The organism is Bacteroides sp. 224, assembly GCF_010500995.1.
Classification (GTDB): Bacteria; Bacteroidota; Bacteroidia; order Bacteroidales; family Bacteroidaceae; genus Bacteroides.
This window is the reverse complement of the sequence record NZ_QVMK01000002.1, coordinates 147,374-165,930: the sequence shown is the minus strand read 5'-3', so window position 1 is coordinate 165,930 and position 18,557 is coordinate 147,374. Positions and strand designations below refer to the sequence as shown.

Here is an 18,557-nt window from a genome sequence, read left to right as displayed (position 1 = left end):
TCTTACATAGAATAATAAACTCCAAATCCTGGAATTGCATGGCTAAAAAGTGGATAAAGCGAATAGCACTGGTACTTTCCATTCCTATATTGCTATTTGCTATATTAATCATACTGCTTTATATACCTCCTGTGCAGAATCTTCTGCGCAAGGAGGCAATTTCTTATGCCTCGGAAGCCACAGGCATGAATATCAATGTAAAGCGTATTGACCTTAGATTTCCTTTGAAGCTATTAGTGCGAGGAGTTGAAGTAGTACAAGCCCCCGATACCTTATTAACCCTTCAAAGCCTGAGTGCAAGCGTACAGGTAATGCCTTTGTTTAAAGGCAGAATTGAACTGGACGATATCACCTTGAAAGAAGCATCTGTAAATACTGTCGAACTGATAGACGGAATGCGGATAGACGGAAAACTGGGCTTGCTGCAATTAACAAGTCGGGGCATTGATTTATCCAAAGAAACGGCTTTCATTAATTCCATAAAGTTAGCCGATACCCATATATTATTGAACCTGAATGATACAACTGAAACACCTCAGGATTCAACCGCATCTGCACTAAACTGGAGAGTACTGCTGGAAGAGTTGGAAGTAGAAAACGTGTCTTTCGGAATGCAGATGCCGGCAGATTCGCTTTATTTATCCACGCATTTAGGCAAAGCATTCATCAATAACGTCGAAGCCAGGCTGGGCGAACAGTATTATGGTTTGGAAAAACTGTTGCTTCAGGAATCATCTGTAGTGTATAACCTGGGAGAGGCAGAACCACTGAAAGGCATCGATCCTAACCACCTTGTTTTAAGAGATATCTATGTAGAAATTGATTCCGTATTGAGCTCCGGCAAGGAAATGAAAGCCATAATCAAAGGCATGCGCATGAATGAACGGTCAGGACTTAGCATCGCTTCTCTGGAAGGACGCTTTGAGATGGATTCCTCTCAGATATGTTTGCCGGAATTCAAGCTAACTACCCCTTCGTCGGAAATAAATGCAAGGGCATTGGTTGCCGCAGAGGTTATCAATGGAGAAAGAGGTGCTTTAGAGGCAGCCCTTTCCGTACGTTTGAGTAAGCAAGACATCTTCTTGTTTGCCCATGACTTTCCGGTAGCTTTTAAAACAAACTTCCCTTCTGCTCCGCTTAGCATGCAAATGGGCATTGAAGGTACTATGGATGAATTACGAATATCCCGCTTAACCGCCGAATTGCCCGGAGCCTTTTCGTTGACAGGAACCGGAAGTGCACAACAATTAACGGATAGCATTGCACGCACCGGAAAGGTGGAAATGAACATGAGAACTGCTAATCTGGATTTTGTTCGTTCCCTGATGGTAGCCGATAGTTCTATTGTAATCCCTCATGACATGACGTTGGATGTGAAAGCAGAGATGAAAGGCTCTCGCTACGAAGCTGCCATGCGTGCTATGGAGAGTGCCGGTTTTATTCAGGTAGGTGCCACTTTTGACGGGCAAACAGAGAATTACACCGCTTCCCTTAAAGTAGATTCATTGCAGATTAATCATTTTATGCCCAGAGATTCTATCGGTATATTGGCTATCACAGCAGATGTCGCCGGGAAGGGTTTTGACTACACTTCATCATCGACGTATGCCAAGGCCTCGGTCAACCTCGACCGATTGGAGTATGCCCGTTATGATTTGTCCGGTCTTGACCTAACAGCCGAACTTAAAAACTCTGTGGCATCGGCACAACTGAATAGCCGCAATAGCTTGCTTGTAGCTGATGTAAAAGCAGCATACAGTTTGAATAAACCCTATACCGAAGCCCGTATAGATGCCAATGTACAAAACCTCAATATGAATGAACTGGGGTTGCTAACCGATTCTATGTCTAAACCCGTTTCCTTGAAGTTGCAAGCCGGATTAATGAGAGACTCCATTCGAGCTACATTAACCACAGGAGATTTACGGGCAAACTTCCGCTCACGCGGTTCTTTGGAAACACTTATGAAAGAAACCACTGCCTTTACCAATGAGCTGATGAAGCAGGTTGATAGTAAAGAACTTAATCATGCTGCATTACGGCGTACGTTGCCATCGGCAGCATTAAGTATTCGTTCCGGTAAAGATAATCCCCTGGCAGAGTATGTAAGAATAACCAATAATATAAGGTACAATGATATCAATGTAGGTTTTGTTGCAACCCCACGGCTGGGCATCAATGGGCGTGCGGCTATCCATAGTTTGAGAGTGGATACTCTACAACTTGATACCGTTTATTTCTCTACCCATCAGGATACAGCTAAACTAAGATTACGTAGTGGAGTGATTAATGGACCGGGCAATCCTCACATAACCTTCCGTTCTTCTCTTACCGGAGAGGTTCGAAGTGATGATGCGGAATTAACACTCGAATTTCAGAATGATAAAGAAGAAACAGGAGTGCTTCTGGGTGTGAAAGCTCGTCCGGCGAAAGATGGTATGGAGTTCTCTTTTACCCCCGAAGAGCCGATTATAGCATTTAAGAAGTTTCTATTGAAAGATCATAACCAAGTAATTTTACAGAAAGATCTTGGTTTGATAGCCGATGTTGAACTGCTCGATTCTGTTGGAATGGGATTTCGCCTACATTCTATTCCGGATTCGGTGAACTTGCATAATCTGGATATTGAAATACGGCGTATTGACTTGGCAGAGGTCAGTAAAATATTACCCTATCTGCCTGAAATCTCGGGCTTATTCTCGTTGGAAGCCAATTATAAACAATCGGGAAAAAACATGCAGGTATCTGCCGAAGCTACCATCGGACGATTCTTTTATGAGAAAACCCGGATTGGAAACTTAGGCTTAGGTGTAACCTGGCTCCCTAACGGAAATACACATTACCTGGATACTTATCTGACCAATGAAGGGCAGGAAATAATGACGGCTAACGGAACATATAATGTTGCCAGTGATGCATTAGACCTTTCGGCTGCATTAGAGCACTTCCCTCTCTATGTAGCAAATGCCTTTGTTCCGGTTGAAGTGCTGGAATTAAGTGGAGACATAGATGGAAATGTTGCTATTAGAGGCTCTACTTCCCGCCCCAAAGTAGAAGGCGAATTAGGTATGCATGAGGTAGAAATGCGATCGCATATTTACGGAGTACATTTCAAGTTGGATGAACATCCGTTAAAAATAGCCAATAGTCGTCTGGCGTTCAATAAATACGCCATTTATTCTACGGCGTCTCCGGATAATCCTTTTATAGTAGATGGATATGTAGATTTCTCTAATCTATCGGCCAGCCATGCGAACTTAACACTTACGGCTCGCAATTATCCGTTGTTGAATGTGAAGCGCTCTAACATAAGCGAACTGTATGGGCGTGTTTATGTAGATTTGAACTCCACACTAAGAGGACCACTCGAATCATTAATGATGAGAGGCAACCTCAATATATTATCGAGTACCAATGTTACATACGTGCTGAAAGATTCGCCATTGACCGTTCAGGATAGATTAGGAGATTTGGTTGAGTTTGCTTCTTTTGCCGATGATAACCTACAGGTTGTTGAAGAAGAAAGTACCCTAACTTCATGGGGTGGACTGGATATGATGATGACGATTAATATAGATCCGGCTGTTAAAATGGGAGTTGAATTAAGTGAAGACCGGAACAGCTATGTTAATCTCGAAGGAGGAGGAACACTCTCATTTGGTTACACTCCACAAGGAGACATGTCGCTTACCGGTCGTTACGAATTTACGGGAGGTGCGCTTAAATATTCTTTGCCGGTTATTCCACTTAAAGAGTTTGCGGTGAAAAGTGGTAGTTATGTTGAATGGTTAGGAAACCCAATGGACCCGAATCTGAATATTGTGGCAACCGAGCGGATGAGAGCTTCTGTACCAACAGAAAGTGGAGCTACCCAAATGGTAAACTTCGATGTGGGGCTTACCATAAAAAACAGACTTGAAGATTTAGATCTGGCTTTCACTATAACAGCACCCGAGAATCAGGATGTTCAGCAAGAACTGAGCGCTATGGATGAGGCCGAAAGAGGAAAGCAAGCTGTAGCCATGATGGTGACCGGTATTTATCTGGCACGAGGAGGTGCAGGTGGTAGTGGAGGGCTCGATATGGGCTCGGCCATGAATACGCTATTGCAAAGTTCAATATCCAGTATTGCAGGTTCTGCACTAAAAACAGTCAACATTAGTTTCGGGATGGATAACTATGATGATGGTAGTGGCTCTACCCGTACAGATTATAATTTCCGGTATGCACAACGTTTCTTCAATGATAGAGTTCAGGTGGTGATTGGTGGTCGTGTTTCGACCGGAGGAGATGAACAGGAAAAAGATAATTCTTTCATCGACAATGTTTCATTGGAATACAGGTTAGATTCTTCCGGTACACGATACTTACGCCTTTTTCATAATAAGAACTATGAGAGTTTGCTGGAAGGTGAAGTAGTAGAAACCGGTGCAGGGGTGGTGCTTCGTAAGAAGGTGAATAAATTAGGCGAGTTATTCATTTTTAAGAAGAAAAAATAGAAGGTATATGAGAATAAAAGGAATAACTGTTGTACTACTTGCGTTGTTGATTTTAAACTCTTGTAAAGTAACCAATTCGGTAACTAAAACCTTACCGGAGGGGCAGATCTTTTACGACGGACAGAAAGAGCTGATTATTGATAACCAACTTAAATCTCCAATTGCCGAAATGGCTATGGAGGAGGTAGAAGTGGCTTTGGCAAAGGCCCCTAACAACTCTTTTATGAAAAGTTCTACCACACGTATTCCGTTTCCTCTTGGCATTTGGCTATACAAACATTATGGCGAATCTAAAAAAGGATTGGGGAGATTCCTGTATAAAAAGCTGGGTAGTCAGCCTATATTAATATCGACAGTAAACCCGGGCTTGCGCCAGAAGTCGGCAAATAATATTTTGCGTGATTATGGATTCTTTAATGCTACGGTCGATTATCAACTTATCCCCAATAAGAAAAACGATAAAAGAGCTCGCATACAGTTTCACATAGATATGAAGAATCCTTATTTCCTGGATTCCATAGCCTATCGACGCTTCTCGCCCGAAATGATGGAAATTATTAGCCGAAGCGAAACACGAAGTGTACTACGCAAAGGAAATCAGTTCAACGTTATTGACCTCTCCAATGAAAGAGAACGGTTGAGTACCATTTTCCGTAATGTTGGCTTCTATTATTTTCGTCCGGACTTTATAGGCTTTCGGGCAGATACTACCCGGGTCAGTGGCTTAGTTGATATTCAGGTAGTACCGAAATCCGGTTTACCCGCCGATGTTACTAAGCGTTGGTATATCGGAGATATTTCGGTGGAACTCTACGGCAGAAACGGCGAAGTGCCCAATGACTCTATGAAATATAAAGATCTGACCATTTATTACCATAATAAGTTGGATCTTCGCCCTAAAGTTCTGCACCAACGTTTTCGCTTTGCTCCCGAGCAGCGTTATTCGCAAAGACGTACTACCCTGACTCAACAAAAGTTTGCAGAACTGGGTATCTTCAGGTATACCGAAATGCAGTTTCACCCGCGTGATACCGTCCGGACAAATAACATCCTGGACGTGAAGGTTAAGTCGGGCTTCGACCTTCCTTATGATAGCGAACTTGAATTGAATCTGGCCACCAAGAGTAATGACTATGCCGGGCCGGGAGCCTCTTACAGCGTAACAAAACGCAATGTATTTAAAGGAGGAGAAACGTTTACCGTTGGCGTGAAAGGCTCTTATGAATGGCAAACCAAAACTCCCTCGGGAGGAAGCACCGGTAAAGTAAACTCTTGGGAGATAGGGTTAAATGCCGCATTGAAGTTCCCACGAATCTTATTCCCCAGGTTAGGCAAGAAAGACTATGACTTTCCGGCTACTACCACTTTTAATGCCAACATCGACCAGTTGAACCGGGCTCATTTCTTTAAGATGCTTTCTTTTGGTGGAGATGCTACTTATACCTTTCAGCCAACCCGGGTAAGCAAGCATACAATAACTCCGTTGAGGTTGACTTTCAGTACTTTGCAGAACCGGACAAAACAGTTTGATGAGATCATGAATAATAATCCGGCTTTAGCAAAGAGTATGGAGAATCAGTTTATCCCGGCTTTGGTGTACACATATACTTATGATGATATATCCAAACGCAAACAGAAGGATCGTAATCATTTCTGGTGGCAAAGCTCATTAACATCTTCGGGCAATATAACTTCCGGCGTTTATGCTTTATTGGGTAAGGGTTTTAATGAGGAAAAGAAATTGTTGAATTCTAACTTAGCCCAATTTTTAAAGCTAACAAGCGAACTCCGTTATACTTGGGGTATTGACAGAAACCAGTCTATAGCTACGCGATTTCTTGCCGGTGGTATTTATGCCTACGGAGGAAGCAAATATGCACCTTACAAAGAACAATTCTTTATTGGGGGTGCCAATAGTATCCGCGCTTTTACTGTGCGTGGTATAGGTCCGGGCAGTTATTATCCCAAAGAAGAAAGCAAATATTCGTACCTTGACCAAACGGGCGACCTGAAGTTTGAAGCTAACATGGAGTATCGTTTTCGTATTGTTAAAGATTTGCATGGAGCCATCTTTTTAGATGCCGGTAACGTTTGGCTGCTTCGTGATAGAGAGGGAATTGATAATGGAAAGTTCACTCTGAAGAATCTTGGCGATAATATTGCCCTTGGTACAGGTGCCGGTTTACGCTACGACCTTACTTTTTTAGTTATCCGTTTAGACTTAGGTATAGGAATTCATGCACCTTATGATACCGGCAAGAGCGGATACTATAATATTCCGAAGTTTAGTGATGGACTGGGATTCCATTTTGCAATAGGATATCCGTTTTAATTATTTTGCGTGATGCGGTGCCGATATAAGTATTAATTGTTATTTTTGGGCACAATAATTGGAACAACGCAAAACTATGAAGACAATTTTATCTGTATCTTCTGTTTCGGAAACTGCGAAGTGTATCTTTCTGTTATGCTTTCTTTGCATTGCGGATTTCTCTTTGGCGCAAGATACATCTCATGATAATGGCGATGAGCTAATCGTGCGTGTTGGTATTCAGCAAGCTAATTTACGTTTCGAGAATAGTACAGGTGTTCATGTAACTGCCTCGTATTTTCCCTTTGAGGGTATGGTTAGTGCGAATGCAATGTTTGCAAGAACCAATGCCTATTGGACCTATAATCCTTGTACGGTTATAGGAGTGACTGGTAATATGTTGTTTAAGAATGATGTTATGAGGCTTATTTTCACCATGCTCTCTTTAGAAAGTATGGGAGTAAATCTTCCTTTGACAGATAATATTGAAGTACAGCCCTATTGGAGCCTGTTAAGAGTTTCGAAGTATAAGGAACAGCATAACAATAGAGTAACCGGAGCATTTGGGCTTACTGCCTCCTATTATTTCAAGAACATTTTGTTGACTGGCTTTGGTGAGTATAACTTTGGATATGGCAATGGTGATTGGTGGGCAGAGAATATCACCAATCTGTTTAAGGGAGAGGATAACCAATCATACGACACCCAATATAAACGTGTCCGAACGCCCTATAAAGGATGGGTATTCGGACTTACTGTTGGCTATAGAATACGTTTATAGAGCGAATCTTATTTCTTCAAAGCCTCGTACATCGTTTCTTGTATTCTTCCTCGTATATTCTGTTTCGAAAGTTCATTCACCCATACATTCGGGTAAATGCGGTTGCTGATAAACACAAATACCAGTTTGTTTGTAGGATCTACCCAGGCGGCTGTTCCTGTGAATCCGGTATGCCCAAACACTGAGGCAGGTGTGGAGTCGGAACATGGGTTCTTTCGTTTGTCTTTAGTATCCGGCTTATCGAATCCTAATCCTCTGCGGCTATTTTTTGCTTTGGCAGTGGTGAAGAGGTGACAAGTTTCCTTGCTTAAATACCGTTTACCTTCCAACTCACCTTCATTTAATAGCATTTGATGAAGCATGGCAATTTCCTGAGCAGTTGAGAAGAGTCCTGCATTACCTGAGATACCTCCCTGGAAAGCGGCAGTCTCATCGTGCACGTAGCCTTGTACAGTTGTTTTTCGTAAGAAAGGATCTGTAGAAGCCGGTACAATTTCGTCTTTGGCATGTTTGCGTAGTGGGAGATAACCGGTTCTTTGAAGCCCCATCGGTGTATAAAACTCTTTTTGAAGAAATTCATCCAATGACATGCCGCTTAACTTCTCGGCTATTTTCTGTAGCAAAACAAAACCTACGCAACTGTATCTGTATTGCTTTAAACCGAGTTTGGCATCTGCAATTCCTATGTTGATAGAATCTTTGAATGTGTTTGTTAACCACATATTATCAGATACTTGCAAAGTGTGATTGGCTGTAGAGGTAGAAGAAATAAATCCATCTAAGAATTTAAACTTAGGCTGAGCATACGTTTGAGCACCTATTTGTACCGTATGGAGTGCATCGCTTTTAGCACTGAATAATCGACCTTCGTAACTGTCTTTGTTGATGGCTTTCAGGTAAAAGAAGATACTGGAAGGCAAGCCCGATTCGTGATAAAGCAACTCCCGGATGGTAATATCTTCTTTGTCGGTATCCTTTAAAAACGGCAAATGGGCAGAGGCCTTATCTGATAGGTTAAAGAGTCCTTTATCATATAACTTCATGATAGCCAATAGTGTAGCACTGGTTTTAGTTAATGAAGCAATGTCGTAGATATGAGTAGGCGTAACCGGAGTACTCTCTTTTCCGGTAACGGTGCCAAAGCATTTGTCATACATTGTTTTTCCTTCTTTCAGAATCACGATTTGGCATCCGGGGTATGCTCCTTTGGTGATTCCTTCGAGTGCAATGGAGTCGATTCGGTTTAATATATTTGTTTTAAAACCGTAGTCGGCCGGGTTGAAATGATGTGGAGTGCGTATAGAGATGGAAACACCGTCGCCGGTTTTGAATGCATCGCCTATGCTGGCAGATAAGCGTCCGTCTGCTGTAGCCTCTCCAAATAGCATGTTACCCACTTGCCCTTGCACAAATTTGTCGGTGGAGTGAGCCAGAACAACCGTAGAGGCTTTGGAAACCTCATTTGCTACCTGTTGCAACGGTTTGGCTTGTGTGAAGAATACATAAGTAACCGGAGTTTCGGGCGCAAATTCGGCAAAGAAGGTTTGGTAAGGAGTCAACTGCTTTTCGGTAACACACACAATGATTTGTTTGTGTTTGGCCAGACTCTCGTGCATGGTTTTTCTTTCCGTTGCACCCATATTGCCTCGCAAAGTAATTGGTTTTACGGAGACATATTTCTTTAGTGTTTCATTGAATACACCGGCATCGGCAGGAGCCCCAACATGCAAGAGTGCTACTTCTTTTATATCTGTATGAAGAGGCAATACCTGATCTTTATTCTTGAGCACAGTGATAGCAGCCAGATTCAGGCGACGGATTAAGTCACGTGCTTGCGGCGTGTTGATGCGTTGCTCCAAGCCCGACAATTGTATTTTTTGCTCTTTGGAAAGACCGAGTGCATATTTATAGGTGAGTATCTTTTTGCATTTACGATCAATTTCCTCTTCGCTAAGTTCGCCTTTATCCACTGCTTGCAATACAGCTTCTATTTCTTGTTTAAGCTGACGGGGAGTCAACACCATATCATGTCCGGCTTTAATAGCTTGCAAAGATAAATGCTTAAGCGCCGCAGCGCCTTGCATGGCCAAAGCATCAGTAAATACAAGACCGCGGAATCCGAGTTCTTCTACAAGCAGGTCGTTTACGATATTGCGCGAGAGAGAAGAGGGCAATCCTTTGGTTGGCTCAAGCACCGGTACTTCTAAATGACCAACCATGACACCACCCAAGCCGGCACGTATGACTTGCTTAAAAGGATAGAGCTCTACACTATCTAAACGTTCGCGAGAGAAAGAAAGTACAGGCAATGAATGGTGAGAGTCTACATCTGTATCGCCATGCCCGGGAAAATGCTTGGATACGGAAAGCACACCTTCGCTCTCCAATCCCGAGGAATAAGCAATAACTTTATCTGTAACATTAACCGGGTCTTCGCCAAAAGAACGGGTATTGATAACCGGGTTTTTAGGATTGATGTTGATATCTGCCACAGGAGCAAAGTTAACGTGTACCCCCAACTCTTTGCATTGACGGGCTACTTCCTGCCCATATTCATAAATGAGTCGTTCATCCTGAATGCATCCCAATATCATATTGCGAGGATAAGAAGGAATGGTTTTAATGCGCATGCCAAGTCCCCATTCCCCATCAAAAGTAATCATTAGGGGTGTTTTTGCCATCTCTTGCGATTCGTTGATGAGCTTGGCATAGTTCTCCAATGCGCCTCCGGAGAATAATAATCCTCCTACTTTATAGGTTTTCACTACATCGCGTAGCAAAGTCATATTGGCACTGGTGGTTTGTGGAGCTATGGTATAAATAAATAATTGACCTACTTTTTCTTTTAAACTCATTTCATTGAAGATGGAATCTACCCATTGCCGGCAGCGTTCATCTTGTGTGGCTTTATAATAAAGAACAGGCTCTATTTGAGCTTTTAGGTGAACCGATAAAATAGAAATAAGTGTAAGAACAATAGTTTTCTTAGTCATTTTGGTACTCCATTGATTGATAAATGAACTCCTGAATTTTTTCACGTGTCTTTGTCCAAATGATCTTATCATTCCATACATTCGGACAAATACTATTGGTTAGGAATACAAAAATAATATTATTTATCGGATCTGTCCATACACAAGAGCCGGTAAATCCTGTCTGACCATATACTTCGGCAGGGGTAGAGGCCGAACAAGGACTCGACAAAGGGTTTTCCAAATCAGGTCTGTCGAACCCTAAACCTCGGTGGCTGATGGTGGATTCTCCGGTGGTGAAGAGGCGGCATGTTTCTTTCTTCAGGTAGCGTATTCCCTTATACACGCCCTTATTGAGCAGCATGGAGTGAATGGCGCCTATTTCGCGAGCAGTAGAAAACAAACCTGCATTACCCGCTACCCCGCCCAGGCAAGCAGCCATCTCATCGTGCACATACCCATGAATATCCTGACGACGGAGATATTCATTAGTCACTGTTGGTACAATTTCGGCTTTATTGTATTTCTGTATAGGGTGATATAATGTATAGGAAAGCTCCATAGGCTCGAAGAACTGCGCATATAAATATTGATGTAGCGGCATACCTGTAATGTTTTCAATTACTTGTTGCAGAAGCACAAAGCCAATATTACTTTGTATATGGCGCTTGGGGCTCATTTCGGAATATGCAATAGCTTGCATGACTGTTTGTTTGAAGCTGTCTGCTACCCATATACCATCTGCCATTTGCAGGTTGTGTTCTTTATCTTGCCGATAGGATATTACCCCTTTCTTAAAGGTGAAATCGGAACAGGCATACGCCCGGGCTCCCACCTGTGTATAATGCGATTTATCTTTAAACCCTTGGAAGAAAGGTCCTTGCACGCTATGGTCGTCTACCAGATATTGGTAAGGACGAATGTAAGGGGCTAATCCCGATTCGTGCAACAGTACTTCGCGAATGGTGATGTTCTTCTTATTGGTTGTTTTTAAGTCGGGTAGATAATCGGATAATTTATCATTGAGTTTCAGCAATCCGCTATCATACAGTTTCATGATGGCAAGTAGGGTTCCTGTTGTTTGGGAGATCTCGGCAAGATCATACATGCTGGTAGGAATAACAGGTGTTGGGTTGTTATAAGCATGTGTGCCATAGCATTTATCAACTACGGGAATTCCGTCTTTTAAGATGAGTACCTGGCAACCGGGGAAGATGGTGTCTTGAATAGAATTTTCTATCAGTTGACCTATTTTGCGGTTTAAGATATGAGACTTCATGCCGTAATCATCTGCTACAATACCGTCGGTAGGAGTGTTTTTAAGAATCTCTTCTCCGCTTCCTTCGGGAAACAGATCTTCGATGGGCATAGATAATTTGCCATTAACATCTTTCTTACCTAACAGAACATCGGCAGCATCTTTCTGAATACTTTTGTTCAGTTCGTGGGTAACTACTACGGCGGCTGCTTTCTCCAAGGGCTCTACCAATAGATGAAGCATTCTGTAGGAAGAGAATACCACATATATTAAAGGAGCACGAAGCTTCAGCGAAGAGAGAAATTTACGGTGCTGGCGTACGTCCACCGTTTCGCCCGTAACACTGACAATAACGCGGCGGTACTCTTTTAATTCATTGGCTATTTTCAGATAGTCTTTATCTGTTGTTTTACTGTTTATCCGAAATGTTTTTATAGGTGTATGTTCCTCTAAGGAAAGTAGAAACTCGCCGTCGCTACCGGGCTTTCCGATACTTAATACAGCAATGTCGCCTGCTGTTAGTGGAATAACCGGAGCATAGTTTCCGAGTACAGTAATGGGTTGTGCTTGTAACAGCACGATTCCGAACCATAGCAGGATTGCTATGGAGAGTGATTTTTTCATAATGTGGTAAATGCTTATTTAAAGGTGATGTCCATTTTCCCCAAATATATTCCGCTTTTCCCTACTTGGTTGACGTAAACGTCTTTGCCGTCGAGATTCTGGTAAACTTGGGGGCTTTGCATAAGTGTGTGCGAATGTCCTCCTAAAACTAAATCAATGTTACGTGTTTGTTGTATCAATTCAATGTCGCAAACCGATTCTTTGGGGCTTCCTTGTAACCCTAAATGAGAGAGGCAGATTACGATGTTGCAACCTTTCTTTTTGAGTAATGCTGCTATTTTGTTAGCTATGTCATAAGGTTCATGAAAGATAACACCTTCGCAATTAGAGGCTTGTACCAGCCCATCTAATCGGGAACCCAGTCCGAATACACCGATTTTCAGTCCGTTCTTTTTCAGAATGATATAGGGTTTAACCAATCCTTCGAGTACGGTTCCTTTGAAATCATAATTGGCACAAACAATTGGGAAGTTTGCCATCTTGACTAAGCGTGCCAGGTTGTCCATACCAAAGTCGAACTCATGATTGCCAATAGTACCGGCATTATAACCGGCTGCGTTCATCAGTTGAATTTCTACATCTCCTTTAAAAAGATTGTAGTAGGGCGTACCCTGAGAGAAGTCGCCACAATCAAATAACAGTAGGTTGGGATCTTTTTTGCGCAGTTGTTCCACGCATCCTGTCACTCGGATAAGGCCGCCTTTGCCTGCCGAAACATCATCTGCTGATTTATCCTGAACGGGTTCAATCCTACTATGAATATCATTGGTGTGGTATATGGTTAACTTCTTCTGTGCTGCCATTGAGGTGGCTAAGCATAAGAAGAGAAATAATGTGAATGATTTGAATGTGATTATCGGTTGCTTCATCTGTATCAATTATTAAGTTGAATTCTTCCTTCTATTCGGGAAGTAACTCCTTTACCTTCGGCATGGAGTGCTTTAATGTACTTCAGGAAAAGGTCGCGAACAGCCTCGGTTGCTATGTACTCTTTTCTTTCGGCTTTTTGTAGGGCAATCATTTTGTCGTTTCCTTCTGCCAGATAATCAACAGTAGCCACTTCGTATATATGCTCGTCATCGATAGGTTTCCCTCCGATCTTTACGCTGACAATTTCCTGCTTGTTTGCAATTAACTCCAGATTGCTGACCCCTTCGCCCCCTACACTAACAATGTTTTGCATGAGTTCTTTCAAATTCTTTCCTTTGATATAAACAATGCATAACGTATTCTGAAAGGGCAGAATCTCGTATACATTGCCAAAGGTGATTTTTCCTTTATTCAAACTGCTGCGCAAGCCACCTATATTAATAATACCCAGATCGGCCGGATGCCCGATGTGCGGAATGGTAGCATCGCGAAGCACATCAGCAATTAAGTTGGATAGTAAACTTTCCGGGCGTTTAGCTTCCATATTCATCTCGCTTTCCCCGATAACAGGAGACATGATGCTGTCTACCTTTGCCTTGAAAGGAGCTACAATGGCTAACGCTTTATTATCCGGCGAATGATCCCATTCGGACGATATGGTGATCATATCTCCTTTGACGGATACGACTTTCTCGGACGACCGGCACGACAGAAAAGACTGTGATGCAAGCATACACCCCGCCAGAGCTATATAATGAATATATCTTGATGAACTATACATAGTATGTTTTTTTTGATTCACAAATATAAAGCTAAATATTCTATTTTCCTAAAAGGTACGAGAAAAACATCCATAATGACTTATTTATCAAGGGGATTGTTTGGCTGTTTGCCAATAAATTCGTTCCTTTGCACCGCTTTCGCGCAATCGCTGTCAAGAGTGTTGAGTTACTTGATATGTTGCGTTGTATCGATAAACAATTTAAAGAAATAAAAGATGGATCTTATTAAAATTGCAGAAGAAGCATTTGCTACCGGAAAGAAACATCCTGCTTTTAAAGCTGGTGATACTGTAACTGTAGCATATCGTATCGTTGAGGGTAACAAAGAACGTGTACAGTTGTACCGTGGTGTTGTTATTAAAATTGCCGGTCATGGCGACAAAAAACGTTTTACTGTACGTAAAATGTCAGGAACTGTGGGCGTAGAAAGAATTTTCCCAATTGAATCACCTGCTATCGACAAAATCGAAGTGAACAAAGTGGGTAAAGTACGTCGCGCTAAATTGTATTACCTGCGTGCACTTACCGGTAAGAAAGCAAGAATCAAAGAAAAGAGAGTTATCAACAACGCTTAATAGCACTCTGATTCAGCATAAAAAGCGGAGATCTCTTTGGAGGTTTCCGCTTTTTATTTGGCTTTAATCCAGCCTTTTGAATAGCTATTCTCGAGCCTTTGAGAAAATATTCTTAAGCCCTTGAGTATTTGTACTCAAGCCGTAGAGAAAAAAATCTCAAGGGCTTGAGAAGAATGAGAAAACGGGCTTTTTATAAAACTTCCTCCAAAGCTTTCATGTCAATCTTCACTTTTACCATTCCCACCGGATTGAAACGTGTCTTTGCGTGTGGGTTCTCACTGCTTTCGTCATGCACCCATGCTGTGTACACAATGGTGTATACGTCGTCTCCTTCGGGAATCAGGCATAGCGGTGTGCGCATGGTCATCCACCATTTGTTAACTTTCGAGTCGATAGCGAGGTAGCGCGCACGTGTCCAGTTTACTCCATCTTTAGATAAGGTGTAAGCCAGTTTGTTGGGAAGTTTGAGGTATGAAGGTCCACCGTCGAACATGGCAATGTAAACCCCATTGGGCAGTTTGGATACCATAGGATTCTCTACAAAGGTAGGATGAATGCAAGTAAGCGGATTGATATCCTCGCCTAAGCGTGTCCAAGGACCTTCCATAGTCTTAGATTGTGCCAATCCCACATACCAGGCTTTCTTTTTCTCTCCTCCATGCAGCGGATAGTCTTCTTTAGACAGGAAGGGGTAAGCGCCACTGATAAATCCATACCAGGTATCTTTTACTTTAAAAGGATAGAAAGAAGCTACTCCCTGACGACCTTCCCATAGCTGAGAATCCAATCCGGGTTCTACAATGATGCCCATATCTTTGTAAGGCCCACCAATTCCCTCTTTACCGGGCACTTGCGACTCGCACCGCCAGATGCGACCCCAAGAATGGTTCGGTTCTATTTCCTGATCGGTAGTATAAGCCAGGTAATAACCATACCAACGGTTGTTTTCTTCGCTGAATACCGCATTGAATGACCAGATGGCAGAACGACGATCGTTCATCGGGTTGTCTTCGTGCGTAATGGCATATACCCCGCTGGATTCCAGAATGGTAGATTGACGTGTCCAGTGAATAGCATCCGGACTTGTCCAGTGACCAATGCGGGTTTTTACGCGGTCGTGGCTCATTGGCATATCGGCGGCACCTGTTCGTTCGGTAGGAAATATATGATAAACTCCGTTTACCTTCATTGCCGAACCGGCTTCGAAGCCTCCCCGGATGTCTTCCGTGCCGGGCGAACCTACATTGATAACCGGTTGTTCTTGTCCGCCCACTACAGTGAATAGGGGAGTGCCTTCTGCGAATCCGTCGATATGGAAGGAGGCATAATCCTCTTGATCTTCCAATTTTACATCTCGGAAGGCAATCTTTTTACCGGAAGCCACTGCCCCCAGAATGGCGATGTGGAAGCCCGGGTTTGCAGGGATGGTTAGTTCTTGTTCGCCGGCGGGATAACGTACTTCGTATACATCCATTGCCGGAAGCTCGGTGATGCTTAGTGCATTCAGTAATACAGGTTTGGCGGCAACCTTACCCCGATGAAAGTCAAGTTTAGACAATAAAGAGGTTGCGTTTGCCTGATCGGTAGGGACGGTTACTCCCAATAGGAGCTTCACCGAACGATCGAACTTTAATTGTAAATGAGCTTGTTTTAGGTTGCCTTGTTCGTCAACGGGGAGGCGTACCCCTGTGAGTCCGTCTATTTCTTTGGCAATTTCAAGAATGCTGCGGCAATTGCCGGAGTAAGGGTTTCCGTAACATACGGTGGAATAGGTATTGAATCCCGATGATGTTACAGTATAATTTACCTTGCCCGATTGGGCAGCGGTGTGTTGCACTGCCAGGAAGGAGAAGGTAAGGAGGAGAGTGGATATTATTCTCATAAGGTTATTTAATTAGTTTATAATAGAAAGGATTGTATTAATTAATCCACGCCTCTTTCTGCACAAATGGATAAATCGAAATCTCCTTCGGCTCCTCTTTCGGAATGATATTCTTGTATGGTGCCTGTATGCCTGCTTTCTCCATCAGTGCTTTGGATTCATCATCGAAAGGACGGTTGCGGAAGTTAATTGTATTCGTCAGCGGCGTGTTTACTCCGTTATTGATTGTTCCGTTATCTTTTACAAAGTTGTGGTCAATTACAATGTCGTGGCAGCGATCCGAAGCGATGTGCAACCACAGATTATGCAAACTGTAAATCACATTATCTTTGATGGTAAAGTAGGCCGAACCATCGTCCGGGTAAATACAACGAGGACCGTCTGTTAGGTAGTTGCCAATGATCTGAGAATCAGGTTGTTTGCCTAAAGTGTATAACATACCACCATCGTGCAACACCAGGTGCGTATTGTGAATCCGGTTGTAGTTCATGGTATTATTCTTGGCTACAGTCGAAGGGGGGATTCCTGCGTTTGCCCACCACCAGCCGTTGGCAATGGCTCCGTAAGGAGTTCCTGCGATATCGTTATAATCGAAGTTTACATTCTCCACAAAGAAAGCCAGGATAGCTTCTACCATCCGGAAGTCGAGCGAGATATTCCGGATATAATTATTGGTAATCTTAATATTCTTGCAAACACCTTCGATGCCCGGACCATAAATATCGCCGTCGCCGATTTCATAATGTTGCGGATGCCCCACGTTGACAGCATTGCCTAACAGATCGTTGAAGAAGTTGCCGATGATTTGCGAGTCGGTCACATCATTTACATAGCTGATGCTTGTTGCCGAGTTCAGTTGCTCAAAGCGGTTGCCCACAAAAGAGATGTTCTTACTGTTCTTCACGTCGATAGTGCCGGGAGGAACATCGGTGCTGTTGTACTTCGTTGGGTGCCAGTTACCGTTGGGGATGTATTTAATGGCCAATCCTAAACTCTGGATTCCTCCGAAACCGTAAGAGCCGTCAATCTCCATCAATTCCCAAGCATCGTGACTAAAGGTGATTCCTTCGAATGCCAGATTCTCTACCTTTGAAGTGTTGGAAGTACCATAAATGCGTATCAACCCCTCGCTGACAGGTGCAATTACTTCGGCTTTGGACATATCTTCATCTTCGGTGTAATAGTAAATCCGCTGCTTTTTGCGGTCGTAGTAGAACTCACCCGGGCTATCCAGTAGCTCGAACGCATTGCGGATAAAGAATCCTTTATCATATTGAGTGCTTCCTGCCCATGCCAGCGATGTCAGAATAGCGCCGTAAGGTTGTTGAAGTTTAACTACCAATGTATCATTGTCTAATCGTGCTACTTCCGAGGCGCAGAGTATTTTCTCGTTCCATACATGTTTGTGAATCAGCTCCACATCTTCGGGGTTCGATAATAGCGGCAAGTCTTCATTTAAGAATTTAATACCTTCCACCACCGTTCCTTCGCCATAAGCCCAATGCTCGTTTCCGTTGACTTTCAACGCTCCCCAGCTTCCTTGTCCCGATATGGGTTGCGAGGTGATAGCCATTCGTGCCCGTTGTCCGTTAACAAAGAGAGCCCGTAGTTTTGATTCGCTTTTGAAAGGAGCACTGTATATATTTCGGTGCATGGTAGGTTCCCATCCTGTCACCTTTTGTCCGCCACTGATTACCGGGGTTTCGCCTTGATAGGCTTTGTATATAACGCGGTGTCCGTTAGTACCTGAGTCTTTTTCGGAAAACCTAAGAGGAGATGCCATGTAATAAGTACCTTCGCGAAGATAAACCGTGATGTCTCCCGTCATCTTTTTATTTATTCTTCTGACTGCCTTTTGTGCTTCCTCTAAGCTTGCGTAGGGAGACTGCAAGGTTCCTTTTCCTCCTTTGGCTGCACCGGGAGAAACGTAAATAGTTTGCTGTGCATACCCTATAGTGGAGAATAAGAGTGATAAGAGTGTAATCCCAAATAGTTTATTCATA

General features: G+C 43.0%; 10 protein-coding genes. 4 read left to right on the top strand and 6 right to left on the bottom strand.

The window, feature by feature from the left end; all coding sequences use genetic code 11:
• Positions 1-38 precede the first annotated feature (38 nt).
• The 3 genes from D0T60_RS02120 to D0T60_RS02110 all read left to right on the top strand — a co-directional run bounded on the left by D0T60_RS02120 (position 39) and on the right by D0T60_RS02110 (position 7,591).
• Positions 39-4,499 carry a translocation/assembly module TamB domain-containing protein gene (locus D0T60_RS02120; protein WP_163216494.1) on the top strand — a complete coding sequence of 1,487 codons (4,461 nt, stop codon included), beginning with the start codon at positions 39-41 and terminating at the stop codon, positions 4,497-4,499.
• A gap of 13 nt (positions 4,500-4,512) precedes the next feature.
• The gene (locus D0T60_RS02115; RefSeq protein WP_370524364.1) at positions 4,513-6,831 is read left to right on the top strand and encodes a BamA/TamA family outer membrane protein; all 2,319 of its coding nucleotides are present in this window, start codon (positions 4,513-4,515) and stop codon (positions 6,829-6,831) included.
• 76 nt (positions 6,832-6,907) lie between these two features.
• On the top strand, positions 6,908-7,591 hold the full coding sequence (locus D0T60_RS02110) for a hypothetical protein (RefSeq protein WP_163216492.1): 684 nt from the start codon (positions 6,908-6,910) through the stop codon (positions 7,589-7,591).
• A gap of 8 nt (positions 7,592-7,599) precedes the next feature.
• On the opposite strand, the gene D0T60_RS02105 is transcribed toward D0T60_RS02110, so the two are convergent.
• From D0T60_RS02105 to D0T60_RS02090, 4 genes are read right to left on the bottom strand one after another with little or no spacing between them, the layout of a single operon-like run.
• The gene (locus D0T60_RS02105; RefSeq protein ID WP_163216491.1) at positions 7,600-10,584 is read right to left on the bottom strand and encodes a glycoside hydrolase family 3 N-terminal domain-containing protein; all 2,985 of its coding nucleotides are present in this window, start codon (positions 10,582-10,584) and stop codon (positions 7,600-7,602) included.
• Positions 10,577-12,445: a serine hydrolase gene (locus D0T60_RS02100; RefSeq protein WP_163216490.1), complete on the bottom strand. Its 1,869-nt coding sequence runs from the start codon at positions 12,443-12,445 to the stop codon at positions 10,577-10,579. The genes D0T60_RS02105 and D0T60_RS02100 overlap by 8 nt, the downstream gene beginning before the upstream one ends.
• Before the next feature lie 14 nt (positions 12,446-12,459).
• Positions 12,460-13,314 (bottom strand): bifunctional UDP-sugar hydrolase/5'-nucleotidase, encoded by an 855-nt coding sequence (locus D0T60_RS02095; protein ID WP_163216489.1) that lies wholly within the window; start codon positions 13,312-13,314, stop codon positions 12,460-12,462.
• 5 nt (positions 13,315-13,319) lie between these two features.
• A complete protein-coding gene (locus D0T60_RS02090; RefSeq protein ID WP_163216488.1) occupies positions 13,320-14,096 on the bottom strand; it encodes a 5'-nucleotidase C-terminal domain-containing protein in 777 nt (258 codons plus the stop codon).
• Positions 14,097-14,312: 216 nt separating this feature from the next.
• On the opposite strand from D0T60_RS02090, the gene rplS reads away from it, so the two are divergent.
• Positions 14,313-14,672 carry a 50S ribosomal protein L19 gene (gene rplS / locus D0T60_RS02085; RefSeq protein WP_163216487.1) on the top strand — a complete coding sequence of 120 codons (360 nt, stop codon included), beginning with the start codon at positions 14,313-14,315 and terminating at the stop codon, positions 14,670-14,672.
• Between the two features lie 190 nt (positions 14,673-14,862).
• On the opposite strand, the gene D0T60_RS02080 is transcribed toward rplS, so the two are convergent.
• Both D0T60_RS02080 and D0T60_RS02075 read right to left on the bottom strand, forming a co-directional pair.
• A complete protein-coding gene (locus D0T60_RS02080) occupies positions 14,863-16,554 on the bottom strand; it encodes a hypothetical protein (protein WP_239059477.1) in 1,692 nt (563 codons plus the stop codon).
• A gap of 37 nt (positions 16,555-16,591) precedes the next feature.
• Positions 16,592-18,556 (bottom strand): right-handed parallel beta-helix repeat-containing protein, encoded by a 1,965-nt coding sequence (locus tag D0T60_RS02075; RefSeq protein ID WP_163216486.1) that lies wholly within the window; start codon positions 18,554-18,556, stop codon positions 16,592-16,594.
• Position 18,557: the final 1 nt, after the last annotated feature.

Coding starts and splice junctions, on each gene's coding strand:
- D0T60_RS02120 (WP_163216494.1), top strand. CDS start 39: ATGGCTAAAAAGTGGATAAAGCGAATAGCACTGGTACTTTCCATTCCT.
- D0T60_RS02110 (WP_163216492.1), top strand. CDS start 6,908: ATGAAGACAATTTTATCTGTATCTTCTGTTTCGGAAACTGCGAAGTGT.
- D0T60_RS02105 (WP_163216491.1), bottom strand. CDS start 10,584: ATGACTAAGAAAACTATTGTTCTTACACTTATTTCTATTTTATCGGTT.
- D0T60_RS02100 (WP_163216490.1), bottom strand. CDS start 12,445: ATGAAAAAATCACTCTCCATAGCAATCCTGCTATGGTTCGGAATCGTG.
- D0T60_RS02095 (WP_163216489.1), bottom strand. CDS start 13,314: ATGAAGCAACCGATAATCACATTCAAATCATTCACATTATTTCTCTTC.
- D0T60_RS02090 (WP_163216488.1), bottom strand. CDS start 14,096: ATGTATAGTTCATCAAGATATATTCATTATATAGCTCTGGCGGGGTGT.
- rplS (WP_163216487.1), top strand. CDS start 14,313: ATGGATCTTATTAAAATTGCAGAAGAAGCATTTGCTACCGGAAAGAAA.
- D0T60_RS02080 (WP_239059477.1), bottom strand. CDS start 16,554: ATGAGAATAATATCCACTCTCCTCCTTACCTTCTCCTTCCTGGCAGTG.
- D0T60_RS02075 (WP_163216486.1), bottom strand. CDS start 18,556: ATGAATAAACTATTTGGGATTACACTCTTATCACTCTTATTCTCCACT.